Origin of the sequence: Streptomyces sp. NPDC058620, from assembly GCF_042717135.1 — a bacterium.
In the GTDB taxonomy this organism is placed as follows: Bacteria; Actinomycetota; Actinomycetes; order Streptomycetales; family Streptomycetaceae; genus Streptomyces.
This window is the reverse complement of the sequence record NZ_JBHXQO010000008.1, coordinates 121,820-139,131: the sequence shown is the minus strand read 5'-3', so window position 1 is coordinate 139,131 and position 17,312 is coordinate 121,820. Positions and strand designations below refer to the sequence as shown.

At 70.7% G+C, this 17,312-nt stretch carries 17 protein-coding genes; 12 read left to right on the top strand and 5 right to left on the bottom strand.

Features of this window, described 5'->3' with window-relative positions; genetic code table 11:
• Positions 1–11: 11 nt before the first annotated feature.
• The 7 genes from ACFWSK_RS11520 to ACFWSK_RS11490 all read left to right on the top strand — a co-directional run bounded on the left by ACFWSK_RS11520 (position 12) and on the right by ACFWSK_RS11490 (position 9,296).
• Positions 12–1,121 carry an AMP-binding protein gene (locus ACFWSK_RS11520; protein ID WP_383783668.1) on the top strand — a complete coding sequence of 370 codons (1,110 nt, stop codon included), beginning with the start codon at positions 12–14 and terminating at the stop codon, positions 1,119–1,121.
• Position 1,122: 1 nt separating this feature from the next.
• Positions 1,123–2,529 carry an asparagine synthase C-terminal domain-containing protein gene (locus tag ACFWSK_RS11515; protein ID WP_383783667.1) on the top strand — a complete coding sequence of 469 codons (1,407 nt, stop codon included), beginning with the start codon at positions 1,123–1,125 and terminating at the stop codon, positions 2,527–2,529.
• Entirely contained in the window at positions 2,501–3,904 is a 1,404-nt protein-coding gene (locus ACFWSK_RS11510; protein ID WP_383783666.1) for a B12-binding domain-containing radical SAM protein, read from the top strand. The genes ACFWSK_RS11515 and ACFWSK_RS11510 overlap by 29 nt, the downstream gene beginning before the upstream one ends.
• A 53-nt stretch (positions 3,905–3,957) precedes the next feature.
• On the top strand, positions 3,958–6,003 hold the full coding sequence (locus tag ACFWSK_RS11505) for a B12-binding domain-containing radical SAM protein (RefSeq protein WP_383783732.1): 2,046 nt from the start codon (positions 3,958–3,960) through the stop codon (positions 6,001–6,003).
• A complete protein-coding gene (locus ACFWSK_RS11500; RefSeq protein WP_383783665.1) occupies positions 6,000–7,463 on the top strand; it encodes an MFS transporter in 1,464 nt (487 codons plus the stop codon). The genes ACFWSK_RS11505 and ACFWSK_RS11500 overlap by 4 nt, the downstream gene beginning before the upstream one ends.
• A 123-nt stretch (positions 7,464–7,586) precedes the next feature.
• Complete coding sequence (locus ACFWSK_RS11495; protein WP_383783664.1) at positions 7,587–8,972, top strand: LysR family transcriptional regulator; 1,386 nt, start codon at positions 7,587–7,589, stop codon at positions 8,970–8,972.
• 153 nt (positions 8,973–9,125) lie between these two features.
• Positions 9,126–9,296: a hypothetical protein gene (locus tag ACFWSK_RS11490; RefSeq protein ID WP_383783663.1), complete on the top strand. Its 171-nt coding sequence runs from the start codon at positions 9,126–9,128 to the stop codon at positions 9,294–9,296.
• A gap of 50 nt (positions 9,297–9,346) precedes the next feature.
• Here the strand turns inward: ACFWSK_RS11490 and ACFWSK_RS11485 are convergent, their stop codons facing one another.
• Positions 9,347–10,039, bottom strand: coding sequence for an HAD family hydrolase (locus ACFWSK_RS11485; RefSeq protein WP_383783662.1), 693 nt, complete (start codon positions 10,037–10,039; stop codon positions 9,347–9,349).
• Positions 10,040–10,295: 256 nt separating this feature from the next.
• Between ACFWSK_RS11485 and ACFWSK_RS11480 the strand changes: the two genes are divergently transcribed.
• Both ACFWSK_RS11480 and ACFWSK_RS11475 read left to right on the top strand, forming a co-directional pair.
• Entirely contained in the window at positions 10,296–11,087 is a 792-nt protein-coding gene (locus tag ACFWSK_RS11480; protein WP_383783661.1) for a phytanoyl-CoA dioxygenase family protein, read from the top strand.
• Entirely contained in the window at positions 11,084–12,046 is a 963-nt protein-coding gene (locus ACFWSK_RS11475; RefSeq protein WP_383783660.1) for a GNAT family N-acetyltransferase, read from the top strand. The genes ACFWSK_RS11480 and ACFWSK_RS11475 overlap by 4 nt, the downstream gene beginning before the upstream one ends.
• Before the next feature lie 55 nt (positions 12,047–12,101).
• Here the strand turns inward: ACFWSK_RS11475 and ACFWSK_RS11470 are convergent, their stop codons facing one another.
• Entirely contained in the window at positions 12,102–12,884 is a 783-nt protein-coding gene (locus tag ACFWSK_RS11470; RefSeq protein WP_383783659.1) for an enoyl-CoA hydratase/isomerase family protein, read from the bottom strand.
• Positions 12,885–13,092: 208 nt separating this feature from the next.
• Here ACFWSK_RS11470 and ACFWSK_RS11465 point away from each other — a divergent pair, with 208 nt between their 5' ends.
• Positions 13,093–14,133 (top strand): hypothetical protein, encoded by a 1,041-nt coding sequence (locus tag ACFWSK_RS11465; RefSeq protein WP_383783658.1) that lies wholly within the window; start codon positions 13,093–13,095, stop codon positions 14,131–14,133.
• 8 nt (positions 14,134–14,141) lie between these two features.
• On the opposite strand, the gene ACFWSK_RS11460 is transcribed toward ACFWSK_RS11465, so the two are convergent.
• The 3 genes from ACFWSK_RS11460 to ACFWSK_RS11450 all read right to left on the bottom strand — a co-directional run bounded on the left by ACFWSK_RS11460 (position 14,142) and on the right by ACFWSK_RS11450 (position 16,028).
• Positions 14,142–14,681 (bottom strand): DUF1697 domain-containing protein, encoded by a 540-nt coding sequence (locus ACFWSK_RS11460; RefSeq protein WP_383783657.1) that lies wholly within the window; start codon positions 14,679–14,681, stop codon positions 14,142–14,144.
• Positions 14,682–14,740: 59 nt separating this feature from the next.
• The gene (locus ACFWSK_RS11455) at positions 14,741–15,115 is read right to left on the bottom strand and encodes a type II toxin-antitoxin system VapC family toxin (protein WP_383783656.1); all 375 of its coding nucleotides are present in this window, start codon (positions 15,113–15,115) and stop codon (positions 14,741–14,743) included.
• A 271-nt stretch (positions 15,116–15,386) separates the two neighbouring features.
• Positions 15,387–16,028: an ATP-binding protein gene (locus ACFWSK_RS11450; protein WP_383783655.1), complete on the bottom strand. Its 642-nt coding sequence runs from the start codon at positions 16,026–16,028 to the stop codon at positions 15,387–15,389.
• A 189-nt stretch (positions 16,029–16,217) separates the two neighbouring features.
• Between ACFWSK_RS11450 and ACFWSK_RS11445 the strand changes: the two genes are divergently transcribed.
• Positions 16,218–17,090 carry a helix-turn-helix domain-containing protein gene (locus ACFWSK_RS11445; RefSeq protein ID WP_383783654.1) on the top strand — a complete coding sequence of 291 codons (873 nt, stop codon included), beginning with the start codon at positions 16,218–16,220 and terminating at the stop codon, positions 17,088–17,090.
• A complete protein-coding gene (locus ACFWSK_RS11440; RefSeq protein ID WP_383783653.1) occupies positions 17,087–17,290 on the top strand; it encodes a DUF397 domain-containing protein in 204 nt (67 codons plus the stop codon). The genes ACFWSK_RS11445 and ACFWSK_RS11440 overlap by 4 nt, the downstream gene beginning before the upstream one ends.
• Positions 17,291–17,312: the final 22 nt, after the last annotated feature.

Sequence of the window (17,312 nt, the reverse complement as noted above, 5' to 3'; positions counted from 1 at the left end):
AGGGAACCGCCATGCCAAGTCCGAGCGAGTCGGCGCTCCGTCCGATCACCGACGACGACGTTCGCCGGACCGTCCGCCTCCACTTAGACCCCCGGCATGGCACCCCCTACTGGCTGGAGCGGGACCGGCGCCTGGGCACCAACGCCCTGGAGAAGGTCCGGAGTCTCCAGGACGCGATCACCCTGCTCGGTCTGACGGACGGCGCCGACCAGATGCACTACGAGGAGGCGTCGCGCCGGACCCCGCTGGAGAACTTCGTCCCGCGCTCGGTGCTCGGCGAGCGCGGCTCGCTGTGGGCCGCGCAGACCGGCGGCACCACCGGACCCGCCAAGCACGGCACCTGGGGCGCCCGTTACTGGGCGGACATCCTGGAGTTCTCCGACGAGTTCCTGGATCTGCACGGAGTGCCGAGGAACACCAACTGGCTGTTCATCGGGCCGATGGGACCGCACACCACGGGCCGGCTCGTCGTCGCGTTCGCGGAGCGCCGCGGCGGCATGTGCTTCTCGATCGACCTCGACCCCCGGATCGTGAAGATCTTCGGCGAGGAGGGCATGACGGCCGCGTACGACCGGTATGTCCAGCACATCTGGGACCAGGTGGAGGAAGTGGTCCGGGCGCAGGACATCGGGGTGGTCTTCTGCACCTCGCGGCTGCTGGACATGCTGCCCGAGCGCCTGGGCACCGAGCCGCTGGCCGGGGTGCGGGCCATCGTGCACGCCGGTACCACGATGGAACCCGACGCCCACCGCCAGTTGCGCGAGGAGGTCTTCCCCGGGGTGCCGGTCGTCGGCATGTACGGCACCTCGACCACCGGCATCAACTGGCAGAAGCCGTTCGAGGCCGAGGACGACCACCGGGTGGTCTACGTCCCCTGCCGGCCGCACGTCGCGCTGGACGTCATCGACGAGCACGGCGCCGAGGTGCCGTACGGCGAGGAGGGCCGGGTGCGGGTCTGGCGGCTGACCGACGACGCGCTGGTGCCCGGCTTCCTGGAGCGCGACCGGGCCCGCCGGGTGCGGCCGTACGGGGTGGCCGCCGAGCGCTACCCCTGGCCCTGGCTGGGGGACCCGTACTCCCCCGAATTCACCGAAGGACGACGCGTCGAAGGGGTGTACTGACATGGCCGGCTTCCTGCTGCGCTGCCACTCGGGCCCGGTGGAGTTCCAAGCCCTGGGCACGGGCCGCGGACTGAGCACCCTGGTGGTGCGCGACGGCGCGGACGCGCTGGTCGTGCACGGTGACCGGCTGACCGAGGAGGCGCCGCCGGTCCACGCCCCGCTCGACGAACTGCTGTCCTGGACCGAGCGGACCCACGCCCGCTACTGCGCGGTGCTGGTACGCGGCGGCCGGGCCACCCTGTGGAGCGACGTGGGCGCCACCTGCCCGCTGCACTACGCGCGCGCCGCCGACGACACCCTGCTGATCGCCACCTCGGCCGGAGCGGTGCTGCCGCTGCTGGGCGGGGCCCCGGTGCTCGGCGGCGCGGCACAGTCGCTGCTGCCCGGCGGGCGCTTCGCGGGGGTGACGGCGGTCCCGGCGAACAGCGCGGTGACGCTGGCCGTGGACGCGTACGGAACCGAGCCGGTCGCCACCCGTCAGGTGCGCGGGCTGCCGGACAAGCCGGTGACGACCGACCCGCAGGAGGCGGTGGCCGCCGTCCGCGACGCGCTGCGGAACTCGGTGGGACAACTGGCCGCAGGCGTGGACGAGATGGGCATCATGCTGAGCGGCGGGGTGGACTCCTCGACGGTCGCGGCGCTGGCCGCCCGGGAGAGCTCCGGCGCGGAGCTGCACACGTACACCGTGGGCACGCCGTTCGGCGACGAGTTCGAGCAGGCCGCGTGGTTCGCGGAGCGCCTGGGCAGCAAGCACCACGAGCTGATGTTCGGCCCCGAGCAGCTCACGGAGCTGCTGCCGGGCATGATCCGCTCGCTGGAGACCTGGGACCTGCTGACGCTCCAGATCGCCGCGCCCGCCTGCTTCCTGCTCACCACCATGGCCGCCGACCGGCGTCAGGTCCTGCTCTCCGGTTACGGCGCCGACCTGCTGTTCGCCGGGCTCGGCGGCACCGGCGGCGAGGAGGACATCGAACGCGCGGTGGTCGCGCAGACCGCCGCGACCGCCCGGAGCAACGAGTTCGGCCCGGCTTTCGCCGACGCCCGCGACATCGTCGTCCGCTACCCGTACTGGACGCGTGAGGTGATGTCGGCGGCCCTGGGCATCCGGGGACGGCTGAAGGTCCGCGAGGGCACGGCGAAGTGGGTGCTGCGCAGCGCGGCGGCCGAGGTCCTGCCCGCGGAGGTGGCCTGGCGGCCCAAGCGGGGCATCCACGAAGGCACCGCCATGAGCCGGATGTTCGCCGCCGCCCTGGGCGGCGACGACCCCCGCATCCAGCTGGAGCGGCTGCACGCCATCGCGACCTCCGTCTTCTGCCAGGACGGGCCGTCGGCCCGGGGCACCGGCACGGGGAACGGGACCAACGAAAGGGAGGGACTCGATGAGGGTCTTGCTGGTGTGGCCTCGTAACGAACGGGCCCTCCTCAGTGACCGGCTGAGCTGCTGCGAGCCGCTGCCGCTGGAGTATCTCGGCGGCGCGCTGCGCGGCGACCACGACGTGACCATCCACGATCTGCGGCTGGACCCGCCGTTGGAGACGTACGCCCAGACGCACGAGCCCCCCGACCTGATCGGCGTGGCCATCCCGTACACGACCAGCGTGCACGTCTCGCGGGAGGTGAGCCGGGAGGCGCGGCGGCTGTGGCCCGACGTCCCGATCGTGCTCGGCGGCCACCATCCGACGGTGTCGGCGGAGTGGCTGAACGGCTTCTCGGCCGACTGGATCGTCGCCGGTGAGGGCGGCGCGGCACTCAGCCATCTGGCCTCCGAGCTGGAGGCCGGCCGTTCCCCCTCACCCGTGTCGGGCCTCGCCCCGTACGACGCCCGCACCGGCCTGGAGCGCGACAAGCGCCCGAAGCCGGCGGCGCTCAACGACCTTCCGATGCCCGACCGTTCGCTGCTCTCCCACCACCGCGGTGACTACTTCCACTCGGTGTACCGCCCGGTCTCGCTGATCCGGTTCACCGCAGGCTGTCCGTACACCTGCAAGTTCTGTTCGCTGTGGCGGATGACGGACCGGCGCTACCTGGTGAAGGACATCGACCGGGTGCTCGCGGAGATCGCGGACATCGAGGGCCGGAATCTGTACGTCGTGGACGACGAGGCGTTCATCCAGCCCGGACGGATGCTGGAGCTCGCCGACGCCATCGACAAGGCCGGCTTCCGCAAACGGTTCCACATGTACGTACGGACCGACACGGCGCTGCGCAGGCCCGACGTGATCGCCCGCTGGGCAGAGGTCGGCCTGGACTCGGTGCTGGTCGGCGCGGAGTCCATGACCGACGACGAGCTGTCCGGCTACCGCAAGGGCACGGACCCGGGCCAGACCCGACGCGCACTGGACATGTTCCACGCCAACGGGGTGAAGGTGCGGGCCAACTTCATCGTGCAGCCCAACTGGCTGGACGAGGACTTCGCCCGGCTCAGCCACACGGTGGAGGAGCTGCAGGTCGACATGCCGAGCTTCTCGGTGCTGACGCCGCTGCCCGGCACGGATCTGTACGACGAGAGCCGCTCGCAGCTGATCAGCGACGACCCGGAGCTGTTCGACTGCTACCACGCCCTGTTCCCCACCCGGCTGCCGCTGGAGACCTTCTACCACCGGCTCGCCGACCTGCTGGCGGGGGCGAGCGCCCGCGCCACACCCGGTGTCACCTCCGGAGCCGACCCGTCGGTCTTCTACTACTCCGACGACAACGCCTTCGACGAGATGCTCCGCGCCATCCGCGGCGGCGCGGACTGGTCGCGTCCCTGGGAAGCGGAGCGCGTACCCAGCACGAAGTAACCGGCCCGGTGCCCACAGCGAGAACCGTCCGATCACGAGGAGCCGTGACCAGCATGTCCGCCGAACTCCCCAGCCGCGGCCGCAAGGTGTACTTCATCGGCCTCAACGCCTTCCCCTTCCTGCCCCTGGTGGCCGGTCTGCTGCGCACCTACGCGGAGCAGGACGAGAACATCGCCGCCGCCTACGACTTCCAGGAGCCCGTCTTCCTGGTGGCGCCGGTCCAGGAGATGGCGGACGGCATCGTCGAGCCCGACGTCCTGGCCCTGTCCTGTTACGTGTGGAACTTCCGCCGCCAGATGAAGGTGGCGAGGCTGGTCAAGCAGCGCTACCCGAACGTGCTGGTCGTGGCCGGCGGCCCGCACGTCCCCGACCGGCCGGGGGACTTCTTCGAACGGCACCCGTACGTGGACGTGCTGGCGCACGGCGAGGGCGAGGTGGCGTTCCGGGGTCTGCTGGCGGAGCGCCTGACCACCAGCCCGGACTACACGACGGTGCCGGGGGTGTCGGTACGCGACGGAGTGGCGGCGGTGCCCGGGCCGAAGGCCGTACGGCTGCCGCGGCTGATCGACACGCCGAGCCCCTATCTGCTGGGGGTGATGGACGGGGCCGTGGCCACCTGCCGGGAGCGGGGGCTGCGCTTCTACGCCCTGTGGGAGACCAACCGGGGCTGCCCGTACTCCTGCTCGTTCTGCGACTGGGGCTCGGCGACGATGAGCACCCTGCGGAAGTTCGAGGACGAACGTCTGCAGGACGAGATCGAGTGGTTCGCGCGCCATGACGTGGAGGACCTGTTCATCTGTGACGCCAACTTCGGCATCATGCCGCGCGACCTGGAGATCGCGCACGCCCTGGCGGAGACGCGGGGCGAGCTGGGGGCGCCGCGGCAGGTCCGGGTCAACTTCGCCAAGAACTCCAACGACCGGGTCTTCGACATCAGCAAGACCTGGCACGACGCCGACCTGCTGATGGGCACCACCCTGTCGATGCAGAGCACCGACATGGACGTCCTGGAGGCCATCGACCGCAAGAACATCGGCCTGGACAACTACCGCAAACTCCAGCAGCGGTACGCCGGGGAGAACATCCACACCTACACCGAGCTGATCCTGGGCCTGCCCCTGGAGACCGCGCGCTCGTTCCGCGACGGTATCGGCTCGCTGCTGGAGGCGGGTAACCACGAGGACCTGCGGGTCTACGAGCTGGCCATTCTCCCCAACGCGCCGCTCAACACCCCGGAGAAGATCGCCAAGTACGGGCTGCGCACCGTCCCGAAGCGGATGTACGTGGAGCGCGACGGCACGCCCGACGACGAGGCGGAGACCATGCAGATGGTCATGGAGACCAACGCCATGCCGCGCGCCGACTGGGTCGAGTCCTTCAGTTTCATCCAGGCCGTGCAGTTCCTGCACAACGGCTGCTACACCCGCTACCTGTCGATCTTCCTGCGGCAGGAGCACGAGATCGGCTACACGCGCTTCTACGAGGGGCTGCAGAACTACTTCGCGGGCCGCCCGGACAGTGTCCTGGGCGCCCTGTACCTGCGGATGCGCAGCCTCTACCACGACTACATCGACATCCCCACGCTGCCGCTGGCCAACCTGGTCGCCAGCCAGCCCGACATGGCCGCCGATCTGGCACCGTACGGCAAGCGCCGCGGCTGGACGATCGACAACTGGGGCTGGCTCCGCATCGCCCGCGACTTCGACCGCTTCCACGCCGAACTGCGGGAGTACCTCGGCACTCTGGGCCTGTACCCGGACCAGGACGCCCGGCTGGACGACGTACTGCGGTTCCAGCGGGACGTCATGCTGCGCCCGGACTACTCCCCGGAACAGGGCAAGTCGGCGGAGTACTTCCACGACTGGCCCGGGTACTTCACCGGCAGGGCCCTGGAGCCGCGCCGGGTACGGGTCGCCTACGGCGACCAGAGCTTCGGGGCGAACGGGCGCTACACGCCGGTGGCCGGTGACCTCAAGGCGTTCACCATGGCGGCGATCGGCACCAGTTACCCGGTCTCCCGCATGGGCCACTACTGCCACCGCTTCGAGTCAGCCGAGGTGACGTCGCTGGCGGAACCGGTGGCCGGCGAACAGCGGTGAACAAGGCTCACGACCGCACGCCGGCCGGCGCCCGGCGTGCGGCCCTGGGCGTACTCGCGGGGGCCTGCGGGCTCTTCTCGCTGCTTCAGCTGGGCGTCGCCACCCTGCTGCCGCAGATCCAGCACGCCTTCGGGGTCTCCGGTACGGACGCGGCGTGGATCGTATCCGGGCATCTGCTGGTCGGCTGTGTCGCCACCCCGGTGGTGGGACGCCTCGGGGACCTCTACGGCCGTCGGGTGGTCCTCGTCGCCGTGCTCGCCGTCGTGGCGGTGGCGTCCCTCGTGGCCGCCGCCGCGCAGTCGTTCACCGTCCTGCTCGTGGCCCGGCTGGTGCAGGGCGTCGCGGCCGGGCTCTTCCCGCTCGCCATCGGTCTGCTGCGGGAGGGGTTCCCGGGACGGTCTCTGGCAGGCCCCTCCGGGGTGCTGTCCGCGGCCTTCGGGACGGGCGGCGGGATCGGCATCCTGCTGGTCGGCGTCTTCGGTGACGGGGCCGCCGCGTTCCGGGGGCTGTTCGTCACATCGGGCGTGCTCGCCGTCGTCCTGCTGGTGGCGGGCCTGGCGGTGCTGCCCGAGACACCGCGCAGAGCCGGGACCCGGGTGGACATCCCGGGTCTCCTGCTGCTGAGCGCGGTGAGCGCCTGTCTGCTGCTGGCCCTGAGCCAGTACGGCCGGGAGGGGCTCGGCTCGGCCACCGGGGCGCTGCTCCTGCTGGCCGGGGCGGCGGGCTGTGTGGCGCTCGTCCAGGTGGAGCGGCGGTCGGCGCAGCCCGCGATCGACACCCGGCTGCTCGGGCGGCGGCCGATCTGGACCCTCAACGTGGTGAGCCTGCTGACCGGTCTGGTGATGTTCCAGACGGGCATCCTGGCCCCGGTGCTCGCCGACGCCCCACGTGCCACGGGCTACGGGCTGTCCGCCGACGGCGCCCTCACCGTGCTGGTGATGCTGCCGATGCAGGTCGCCGCCGTGACCGGCGGGCTGCTGTCGGGCTGGCTGCGGCAGTCCGGCCGGATGACGGCGCGGGCCGTCATGATCACGAGCACCGTACTGTTCGCCGCGTCCCCCGCCGTGTTCGCCCTCATGACGGGGACCGCCACCGGCCTGGCGCTGGGCACGGCGCTGACCGGGCTGGGCACCGGACTACTGGGCGGCGCAATGGCGGAGCTGCTCACGCTCGCCTCGCCGAGCGGGTCGACGGCGGTGACGGTCGGGATCAACAGCGTGCTCCGCAACCTCGGAGGCTCCTTCGGGGTGCAGGTCAGCTTCATGGTGCTGGCCGTCACGACCAGTACCCATGGGTATCCGGCCGTCTCCTCGTACACGACCGTGTTCGTGGGGGCCACCCTCCTGGCCTTCGCGGGGATCGCCGCGGCGCTGGCGTTCCCGCGTACCGCCGGGCAGCCGGAGCCGGAGGCTCCGATCAGCTCCGGTCGGGTCACCCGCCCGATCCGGCCAACTACCTGACGGCGGCCCCTCGGAGCCCTCGGACGGCCTTACGGTGGCGAGACGTACGTCACGCGAGGCCCGTGCCGCCCCTCCTGCCGCGACGGCTGGGCGGGTCCGGTCCGACGGGGGGAGGAGTGCTCAATGTTCGATCTTCGGCGTTCGGATGTGGCCTTGCTGCAAGCCGTCTCCGACCACGGGAGCCTGCACGCGGTGGAGCGGGGCGGCCGGATGACGCAGTCGTCGGCGAGCCGCCGTCTGATCAAACTGGAGCGAAGGCTGCGCACGCCGCTCGTGTCGCGCAGTTCCACCGGGACCGAGCTCACCGAGGCCGGTCACGCCCTGCTGCACGCGGGACGGCGGCTGGTGGGCGCGATCGACTTCGCGATGGCCACGTCCCACCACCGCGCTGATACGGAGGAGCGGCTGCCGGTCGTGCAGTTCGCGGTGGGCACGGAACGGGCGTACGGCATGGGCCGTGACCTGGCGGATCGTTTCCCCGAAGCGGTGTTCGACGTGGTGCCGGGTGACAGCCGTGATGTCTGGCAGCGCTTCGAGCGGTACGCGGTCGACGCCGCGTGCGGCTGGGAGACCACCCGCAGGCCGGGACTGCGGCGCAGCGAGGCGCTGGTGCGCACCGTCGTGGACGAGCCCCAGTGGGTCGCGCTGCCCCGGGACCATCCGCTCGCCCGGCGGGAGGCGCTCGACCTGCACGACCTGGCCGACGCGGAGTGGGTGGCCACGGTGGGCGGCGACGCGTGCGACGACCAGGGCTGGGCCTTCTCCCTCCTGTCGCCCGCTCCCCGCGTCAGCTTCACGGTCCGCTCGCAGAGCGCGGCCCTGGAGCTGGTCGGCCGCGGCTACGGCGTCGCGCTGGTCTCGCCGCTCTCCCCGGAGCCGGAGCACGAACTGAGCCTAGTGCTCCGCCCGTTGCGCCAGCGGCTGGTGCGCCGGCTCACGCTGGCCGTGGACCCGCTCGTCGTACCGCTGACGCTCGCCCACGAGCTGTGCACCTGGCTGCGGTACGGCTACGCGCAGCGCGCGGCGAAACGCAATCCCCTGTACGCCGCCTCCGCCTCCTTCCCTCCGCTCACCGAGGGGCCGGGGCGTCCGATGCGCGCCCGGCCCGAGGCCGGCACCTCGTCGCCCGGAGCACGCGGACCGCTGCCCGTCCTGCTGTCCGAACTCCACTGGTCCGGACCGGACTCGGACAACCGGTTCGAGGCGGAGCATCTGCATCTGCTCCGGGTCATCGACCGGATCGGCAGCCTGAACCGCGCCGCCGCCACCCTGCTGGTCACCCAGCCCGCCCTGACCCGGCGCATCCACCGGCTGGAGAAGGGCTGCGGACTGCCGCTGGTCTACAGCACGGCACGCGGCACCTCGCTGTCCGCCGCCGCCCGACGGCTGCTGGACTGTACGGGGCCGGCCGAGAGCCGGCTCGACGAACTGGTGGGCCGTATGCGGCAGATCGCGACGGCGCAGTCGATCGGCACGCCGCCCACCTCCCGGGCGGCGGCGTGCGCGTAGGGGCGCGTCACACCGCACATCCGCAGTCGTCGCTTGGGCGCGACCAGGAACGCCGGACAGCGGGTCCGCACAGCAGTGTGGACACGTGCACGGCCGGGGGAACGGGCCGGGGTCGCCGGACGAGGCGCCAGGCCGGGCTTCTACCCTGCACGCATGAACGATGACCGGGACATCACCGCCGACGTGGCCGCTCTCGCCGCGATGCCCGGGGGCTACTACTACGCCCCCGACCTCACTGCCGGGGAACAGGAAACCGACCTGGCCGACGAAGGGCTCCGAGAGGCGGCACCGAAGCGGTCAGGGGCACCGTCCGCTGGTGCCTGAGACCGCCCCCGGACGCCGGACGGGGCCGGACGTCTGACGGGACGGGCCCGTCAGACCCGCCCGGCGACCGAGGACAGCCCGGCGATCTCCCGGGCGAGGGCTTCCATGGTCTCCGCCGCCGTCCGGTGGTGGACGGTGGCCATGCCCAGCGCCGACGCGGCACGCACGTTGCGGCCCAGGTCGTCCACGAACACGCACTCCTCGGGACGGCGGTCCAGCAGACGGGCGGTGTGCCGGAAGATCTCCGGCTCCGGCTTGCGCATCCCCACCTCGCAGGAGATCACCACCGCGTCGAACAGCTCGTCCCAGCCCTCGCGGTCGTAGCGATGGCCCCAGGAGTTGGACAGCAGCGCCACGGGAACCCCGGCCTCACGCACCCGGCGCAGCAGCCCGCTCATGACCGGGTCCATGGCGAACGGCGCGAACATGCGCTGCACCAGGCCCGCGGCCGGTACCGGCGTCCCGTCGGTACGGCGCAGGAGAGCGGCCAGCGCGGACTCGAAGTCCGCCGCGGACAGCTCGCCCCGCTCGACCCGGTGGAACGGATTGGGCCCGCCGTCCGGCACCGCGTCGGGCCCCAGCAGCCGCCCCAGTACCGCGTCGAACTCCCCGGCGGCCACTCCCTCGGCGGCGGCCCACACCGCGACCGCCTCGTTGAAGGACTGCGTCAGTACGCCGCCCCAGTCCACGATCAGCGCCGAGACGGACGCGGACCCCGGTGCGGGTCCCGATTCCGTACCCATTCCCGATCCCGATCCCGATCCCGATCCCGCCATACGAATCCTCCAGCCCCGGGGCAGCGGTCCACCCCGCCCAGCCTAGAGCCGTCCGAGCCCACTTCGATGCCCCCGAATCCCCTTGCGCCCTATGCCATTTGGGGCCTGCCCCGAACCGTCCGCGGCCGTTCCGTTGCCGGTGCACCGGCGGCTTGCACATAGTCGAGTCACACACAGAGTTCTTGACGTCGCACGCCCGTGCGCGTACAGAAAGGTGGAGCCGATGCCCCTCAGCCAGTCGATCGCAGACCTCGCCGGCGAACTGGAGGAGCGCGGTGTCATCCAGCTCGACGACCTGGTGCCCGAACCAGCCCTCGACCTGATGCGCCGCGGCTGCTCGGATCTGATCCGGCGGACCGAGGACATGCGCTACAGCACCTTCGGATGGCAGCTGGAGTCGGACGGCGAGGGCGGTGGCTGGGCAGCGCGCGCCGCCGGCAAGGAGTGCATTCCGGGCAAGGTACGCGTCGTGGGCATGGCCCATGAACACTCGCCCGAACTGGCCGCGGTCCCGGAGCTGATCAACCTCAACGAGGGCGTGGTCAGGCCGCTGCACGGCGTCGCGGGCGACTTCTACAACACCTTCCTGTGGGCGAAGCCCTCGGAGGTCGGCTCGGAGAAGCCGTGGCATCAGGACGCCCTCTTCCTCAAAGAGGAGTTCTACGAGAAGTACGAGGACGTCTACACCATCTGGATCGCGGTGGACGACGCCCGCGAGGACAACGGCTGCCTCCAGTTCCTGCCCGGCTCCCACCGCGAGCGGATCGCGTACAAGCCCGACGGCATCAACCAGGACGACCTGTTCGCCTCACCGCGTGAACCCACGCTCGACATCAAGCGGCTCTGGCCGGAGCTGACGCCGGTCACGCTCCCCCGGCGTGCCGGATCGGCGGTCCTGTTCGGCGGCTTCACCGCGCACACCTCGGCCCCCAACCGCACCGAGGACGAGCGCCGGGCGGTCAGTTACGTCTACTCGCTCCCCCGGCGGGACAAGGGCGCGGGCGCGGCCCGATGACGGCCCCCACCCACCGGGACCGTGAAGCCCCCGCCCTGGTCCCCCTCGATCCGCGCGCCCACACGGACACCGTGTGGCAGCTGGCCCGCGACCGCGACCTCGCCGCACTGGGCAGGGCGGAGACGACCCGCGCCTGGATCACGGGCCGGCTGACCGCTCCCGGCCTCGATGCCCGGAGCGACGCCCGGCTGCTGCCGGGGCCCGACGGCGGGCCCGTGGGCGCGGTGTGGCTGAGCAGCGCGTCCGGCGTCTCGGGATGGACGGCGGAGCTGGTGCTCGGGCCGGACGCCTCGGCCGACGACGGGGCCAGGCTGCTGGCCTTCGCCGAGGAGCGCTGTGCCGAGCTGCTGGCCGGGGGCGAGGGCGAGCTCTCCTGCTTCGTCTCCGAGGGCGAGAAGGCCGCCCGTGCCGCCCTGCACTCCCGCGGCTTCGGCTCCCCGCATCCGTACTGCCGCATGGCGGTCACCCTGGACGGCGAGCTCCCGCGGGTGCCCGGTGTGCCGGGCGTGGTGGTGCGCCCGCTCGACGGAGAGCAGGATCTGCGGACGTTCCACCGGGTGAAGAACACGGCGTTCGCCGCCGAGGAGGCGGGCAAGAGCGAGGACGGGTTCGACACCTGGCTGGAGTGGTGGCGGACGGACCCGGGCGTCGATCCGGCGCAGTGCGCGCTGCTGGAGGCGGACGGTACGGCCGTCGGCTTCGCCAACATCACGGACCGCATGCTGGACAGCCGTCAGGCGGCGTACGTACGGCAGATCGGTGTCGTGCCCCAGGCCCGGCAACGGGGCCTGGGCAGCCTGCTGCTGCTGTCGGTGATGCACGCGTCCCGGAGCCGGGGGCGTACGGCGATGGTCCTGACCGTCGACACGGCCAACACCCCCGCGCTCGCCCTCTACCACCGCCTCGGCTGGCAGGTGGAGGCCCGCTTCGACGACTTCCGCCGCACGGTGACGCGGTAGACCGCGGTCCGCGGGGGCCGGAGCCGCCCGGCCCGTGCCCCTGCGGACCGCCCGGTCACTTCCGCCCGATGATCCGGCGCATCCGGACCTGCGCCTCGCCCGCGGCGAACGCCTTGCGGTGCGAGTCCTTGGCCTCGGCGCGGACCCGCTCCAGCCCCTCCACGAACGGGGCGTTCACCCGTGCCCGGGTGCCCTGCACCGCTTCGGGGGTGTAGCGCGCCAGGGTGCGGGAGAGTTCCAGGGCGCGGCCCAGCGTGTTCTCCACGGGCTGTACCTCGTGGAGCAGCCCGTCCGCCAGCGCCCGGCCGGCCGGCCACTCCTCGCAGGTGTAGAGCATCCGCTGCATGACGGTGGTGCCGACGGTGTACCGCAGCATGAAGCCGCCGAAGTTGCAGGCGATGCCCACCTTGAACTCCGGCATGACGAGCCGGGCGTTCTCGCTGCCCACCCGGTAGTCGCAGCACAGGGCGATCTGGAGGCCGACCCCGATGGCGTAGCCGTCGATCGCCGCGACGACCGGCTTGGAGATACCGGCGATCGTCGCGTACAGATCGGTGATGTCGTCGATCCAGTCGTTCACCTCGTCGCCGCCGGTGAACATCGAGACCTCGTTGAAGTCACCGCCGACACCGAAGGAGCGCCCGGGGCCGCCGTACAGCAGGACGCACCGCACCTTGTCGTCCGCATCGATGTCCCGCATCAGCGCGGTGAGTTCCCGCATCCGTGCCCGGCTGAAGGGATTCTGTTCGTGCGCGCCCGTGAATTCCGCGAGGAGGACTCCGTCGTCGTCCTTGGAACACGCTATGGATTCGTTGGCCTGCGACGCCTGATTCACCATCGGACTCTTTTCCCTCGGAGCTCGGGGAATCCTAGGGACGGTGACAAGCCCCAGTCAACGCACAATTCGGTCAACCACCTTGCATTCAACGGGATTTCCGTAATAGAGCCGAAGAAGAGAAAGGGAAGAGAAAGGGGAAAGACGATCTCCCTGCGCGTGCGAAGTCACTGCGCGCGCGAGTCTCTCCGCCGACGGAAGGAGCGAGAAGGTGGCGCCACTCACCATCGTCCTGGGCACCGGCCGCTGCGGTTCGACGATGCTTTCCGATCTCGTGAACGAGCACCGCGAGGTGCTCAGCCTCAGCGAGTTCTTCGCCTGTCTGGACCCCTGGGGATTCTCGGCCGGTGAGCTCGACGGCCCGGCATTCTGGAAGCTGCTCAGCACACCGCGGCTGAAGCCCAACACGCTGATGCGCACGGGCGTGACGGTTCCCGAATACCGCTACCCGCTGGGCTCCGGCCGCTATTCCGCCGGAAACGTGCCCGCGCTCTCGGTCATGACGCTGCCCCCGCTCACCGACGACCCGGACGCCCTGCTCGACAGCATCCGGGACGAGGTGACCGGCTGGCCGGTGGCCCCGCTCCCCCGTCAGTACCTGCGGCTTTTCGCCTGGTGGGCCTCGTTCCTCGGCCGCGAGGTGGTGATCGAGCGTTCGGGGGCCGCGCAGCGCTTCCTGCCCGACCTCCTCACGTACTTCCCCGAGGCCCGCTTCGTCCACATGTACCGGCACGGCCCCGACTGCGCGGTGTCGATGAGCCGGCACCCCATCTTCCGACTGGCGGTGAAGATCAGGGAGATGCGCAAGATCCTGGGGGTGGACCCGTACGCGGTCCACGACCCGGACCACGCGCAGCGCCTCCCGGAGGAGCTGCGGATGTTCGCACCCGACACCCTGGACGCCTCGGCGCTGGCGAACGCCGATCTTCCGCTGGAGAGTTTCGGGACGATGTGGTCGTACAGCACCGGTGCGGTCAGACACCTCGTCGGGCTTCCCGAGGACCGCCTGCTGCACATCTCCTACGACCGGATCGTGGCCGACCCGGTCCCGGAACTCACCCGCTTCGGCCAGTTCACCGGCATCCCGGAACCGGCGGCCTGGGCGTCCCGGGTGGCCGGTCGGGTGGACGCGGGCCGGACGGGCGCCTCCGCCGCGCTCTCCCCAGGACAGACCGAGGAACTGCACCGCTCGTGCGCCCCCGGCATGCACCGGCTCGCCGCGTTCGTGGGCGAACCACTGCCCAGCGCCTGAGTCAGGAGTCAGCCCTTCTTCGCCGCGGCGAGGATCTTCCCGACGGTGTGGAAGAAGCGCACCGTCGCGTCGTGCCCGAGCACCCGCTCCTGGAAGCCCTTGGCATTCGGCGCCCTGCCATTGATCAGATGCCAGACCACGTACGCCTCGTAGGGCGCGGTGCGGATGATCTCGATGTCCTTCTTCGGCGACATCAGCGGCAGTTCCAGCGCCGGATCGACCCGCTCGGTCGTGAACACGACGCAGCAGCGCATGTCATCGGTGACCGTGACGTCCTCGAACGGGTCGAGCGCGACGACTGCCTCGAGCTCGGGAACGGTACGCAGACAGACGGCCACCTGGTAACCGAGGGCGTCCCCCAGCCGCGTACGAATGATCTCGCCGAGCACGTCCCGGTCGTCCTCCTCCGATTCGAAGAAGACGTTCCCGGTCTGGATGTAGCTGCGGACGGACGCGAAGCCCATCTCGGTGAAGAGCTCCCGCAGGTGCTCCATCTTCACCGAGCGGCCGGGAACGTTCAGGCCACGCAGAAGCGCGATGTACAGCACGACGCCCAACCACCTTGCAGTCGTTGAATACAGACATGTACCAGCCAGCGTAAGGCGACTCAGACCCTAAGGACGTCTACGTCGTACTGCGGAATCCACGTGTTCCGTGTGACCAGTACCAGTCCTTCGGCCTGCGCCTGAGCGACCAGCATCCGGTCGAAGGGGTCCGTGTGCAGCATCGGCAGCCAGCCCGCCCGCACACCGTGCGCGGCGGTGACGGGCACCCCCGCGAACGGGACGTCGCGGACCTGCTCGGCCAGGTCCCCCGGGCCTTCGAACGTGCCGAGGAACTGCTTGATCGTGATCTCCCACGGCGACACGGCACTGACGTACACACCGGGCTCCGTGTCCAGCAGGCCCTTGACCTCCGGGGACAGCTCCGGCGAGTCGTCCAGCCACCACAGGATTACGCGGGTGTCGAGCAGTAGTCGCATCAGCGCACTCCGAAGGCTTCGGCGATGGTCGCGGGCGGATCGTCGAACGTGGCGGGCATACGGATGCGGCCCCGGAGCGAACCACGACCCGTGCGCCGCACTTTCGGCGGGGCGGGCGGATACGGTGGCGGTGGCGGTGGCGCCTTCGGTACCGGCTGACCAGCCCGGCTGATCACGGTCAGTCGCCCCTCGGCCACCTGCATCAGGGTGCCGGCGAAGCGCGGTCCGGCACGGCGCGGGTCGCGTCGGCGGAACCTCTTCCACAGCCCCCTCATGACGTGGCCGCCGGCCCCAGGGGCCGCACGGTCACCGGTTCCGCCGCGTGCAGGCGAAGTGCCGGGCCGTCGTCGTCCAGAGCGATGACGACGACAGGACCACCTGACTCGTTCCGTTCGCTGCGGACAGCCAGGACCGTGCGCCAGTCACCCCAGGCGCGCACGCACTGACCGGGGCGGACGGTGACGGCCGCGACCTCCAGTTCCGGGGGTACGGGGCCGGCGCCCGGGGCCAGCAGCTCAGCCCAGACGGTCTTGCCGATCCCGGCCGGGCGTGCGTCCACTCCCCAGCGGTGAGCCAGGGCCGCGACCAGCAGCAGCCCACGCCCGTCGGCCTCCGTCTCCCGGGGCTTCCGCACCTCCGGTCGGCCCGGCCCCGCGTCGCTGACTTCGAGACGCAGGCGGTCGCCGTTCTCCCTGCACACGATGCGTACACCGACCATCCGGTCGCCGGGCACAGGGACCCGTACGGCGTTGGTCACCAGCTCGGAGAGCACCAACTCGCCGTCGTCCAGGGTGTGGTGGCCGGCCCGCCACTCTCCCAGTTTGGCGCGCAGGATCGCTCGCGCCCTGGGAACGCTGCCGTGGCAGCGGGGGAGCCTGAAGCTGACTTCGCGAAGGTCGGAGTGGCCTGTCATGACGCTCCCTGATGGTCGGCGGCTTCGCAGCAAGTACTCGTCCACCGCCACCGGTTCGGGGCGTGTCGACACCCACAGATTGCCCGCGCACTTCGCATTCGCGCAACGTTGAATGGTTCGCTGGTGCGCAATTCACCCGTTCGTGCATCCTGGGCGCAGAAGCAGGCCCAGACTGATAGGGAGTGACCTATGCCATCCGTGAAGCCATCCACTGTCCTGGGCCGCCAACTCGGCGATGAGCTGCGTCGATTCCGCGAAAGCGCAGGTCTGTCCACAGCCGAAGCCGCCGAAGTCCTGGACTGCACCAAGGGCAAGATCAGCCGCATCGAGAACGGCCATGTCCCGGTTCGCACACCGGATCTGGTCGCCCTCATACACGCGTACGAGGTGACAGACCAGGAGGCATGCGACCGCCTCGCGTCGCTCGCGCGCACGGCCAACCGCCGTCGCCGCGAGGGCTGGTGGCACCAGTACGGCTCGGTGCTCGGTGACGCGTATCGCGACTACATCGAGATGGAGACGATCTGCGACAGCATCAAAACGTTCCAGGTGCAGCTGGTCCCGGGCCTTCTCCAGACACCGGAGTACGTAAGGGCGGTGACGGTCGCTTCCCGGGCTTGGCAGACCGCCGAGGAGATCGACCAGTTCGTGCAGGTGCGACTCGCCCGGCAGGAACGCCTGTCCGGCGACGACCCTCCGGAGCTCTGGGCCGTACTCGCGGAAGGAGTTCTCCACCAGCAGGTCGGTGAGCAGAGCGTGATGCACGGCCAACTGGAACACCTGGCCAACCTGGCCGAGCTACCCAACATCACCGTCCAGGTACTGCCGTTCTCGCGTGGGGCACACCCAGGTATGTTCGGTCCATACCTGCTGCTGAGCTTTCCGCGGGTGTCAGCGCTCGATCTCGTACTGACTGAGACTCCGACCGGCAACATCTGGATGGAACGGGAGTCCGAAGTTGCGCGATACCGCGAACTCTTCGACGACGCTCGCACCTCGGCGTTGCCCCCGACGGAATCGCTCGGCCTGATCCGACGCATCGCCAAGGAGCACAGACCATGACCGTAGACCGCCGAACCCTGCCGGACCTCACGGGAACCGACTGGCGTGTGAGCAGCTACAGCGGAGGACAGGGAGAGTGCGTCGAGGTGGGTCACAACCTCCCCCACCTCGTCCCCGTACGCGACAGCAAGCGCCCCACCGGTCCCGTCATCGGCTTCGGGCACGCGGCCTGGCAGGCGTTCGTCGAAGAGCTGGGCTGAGCCCCACCAGGGGACGGGACGG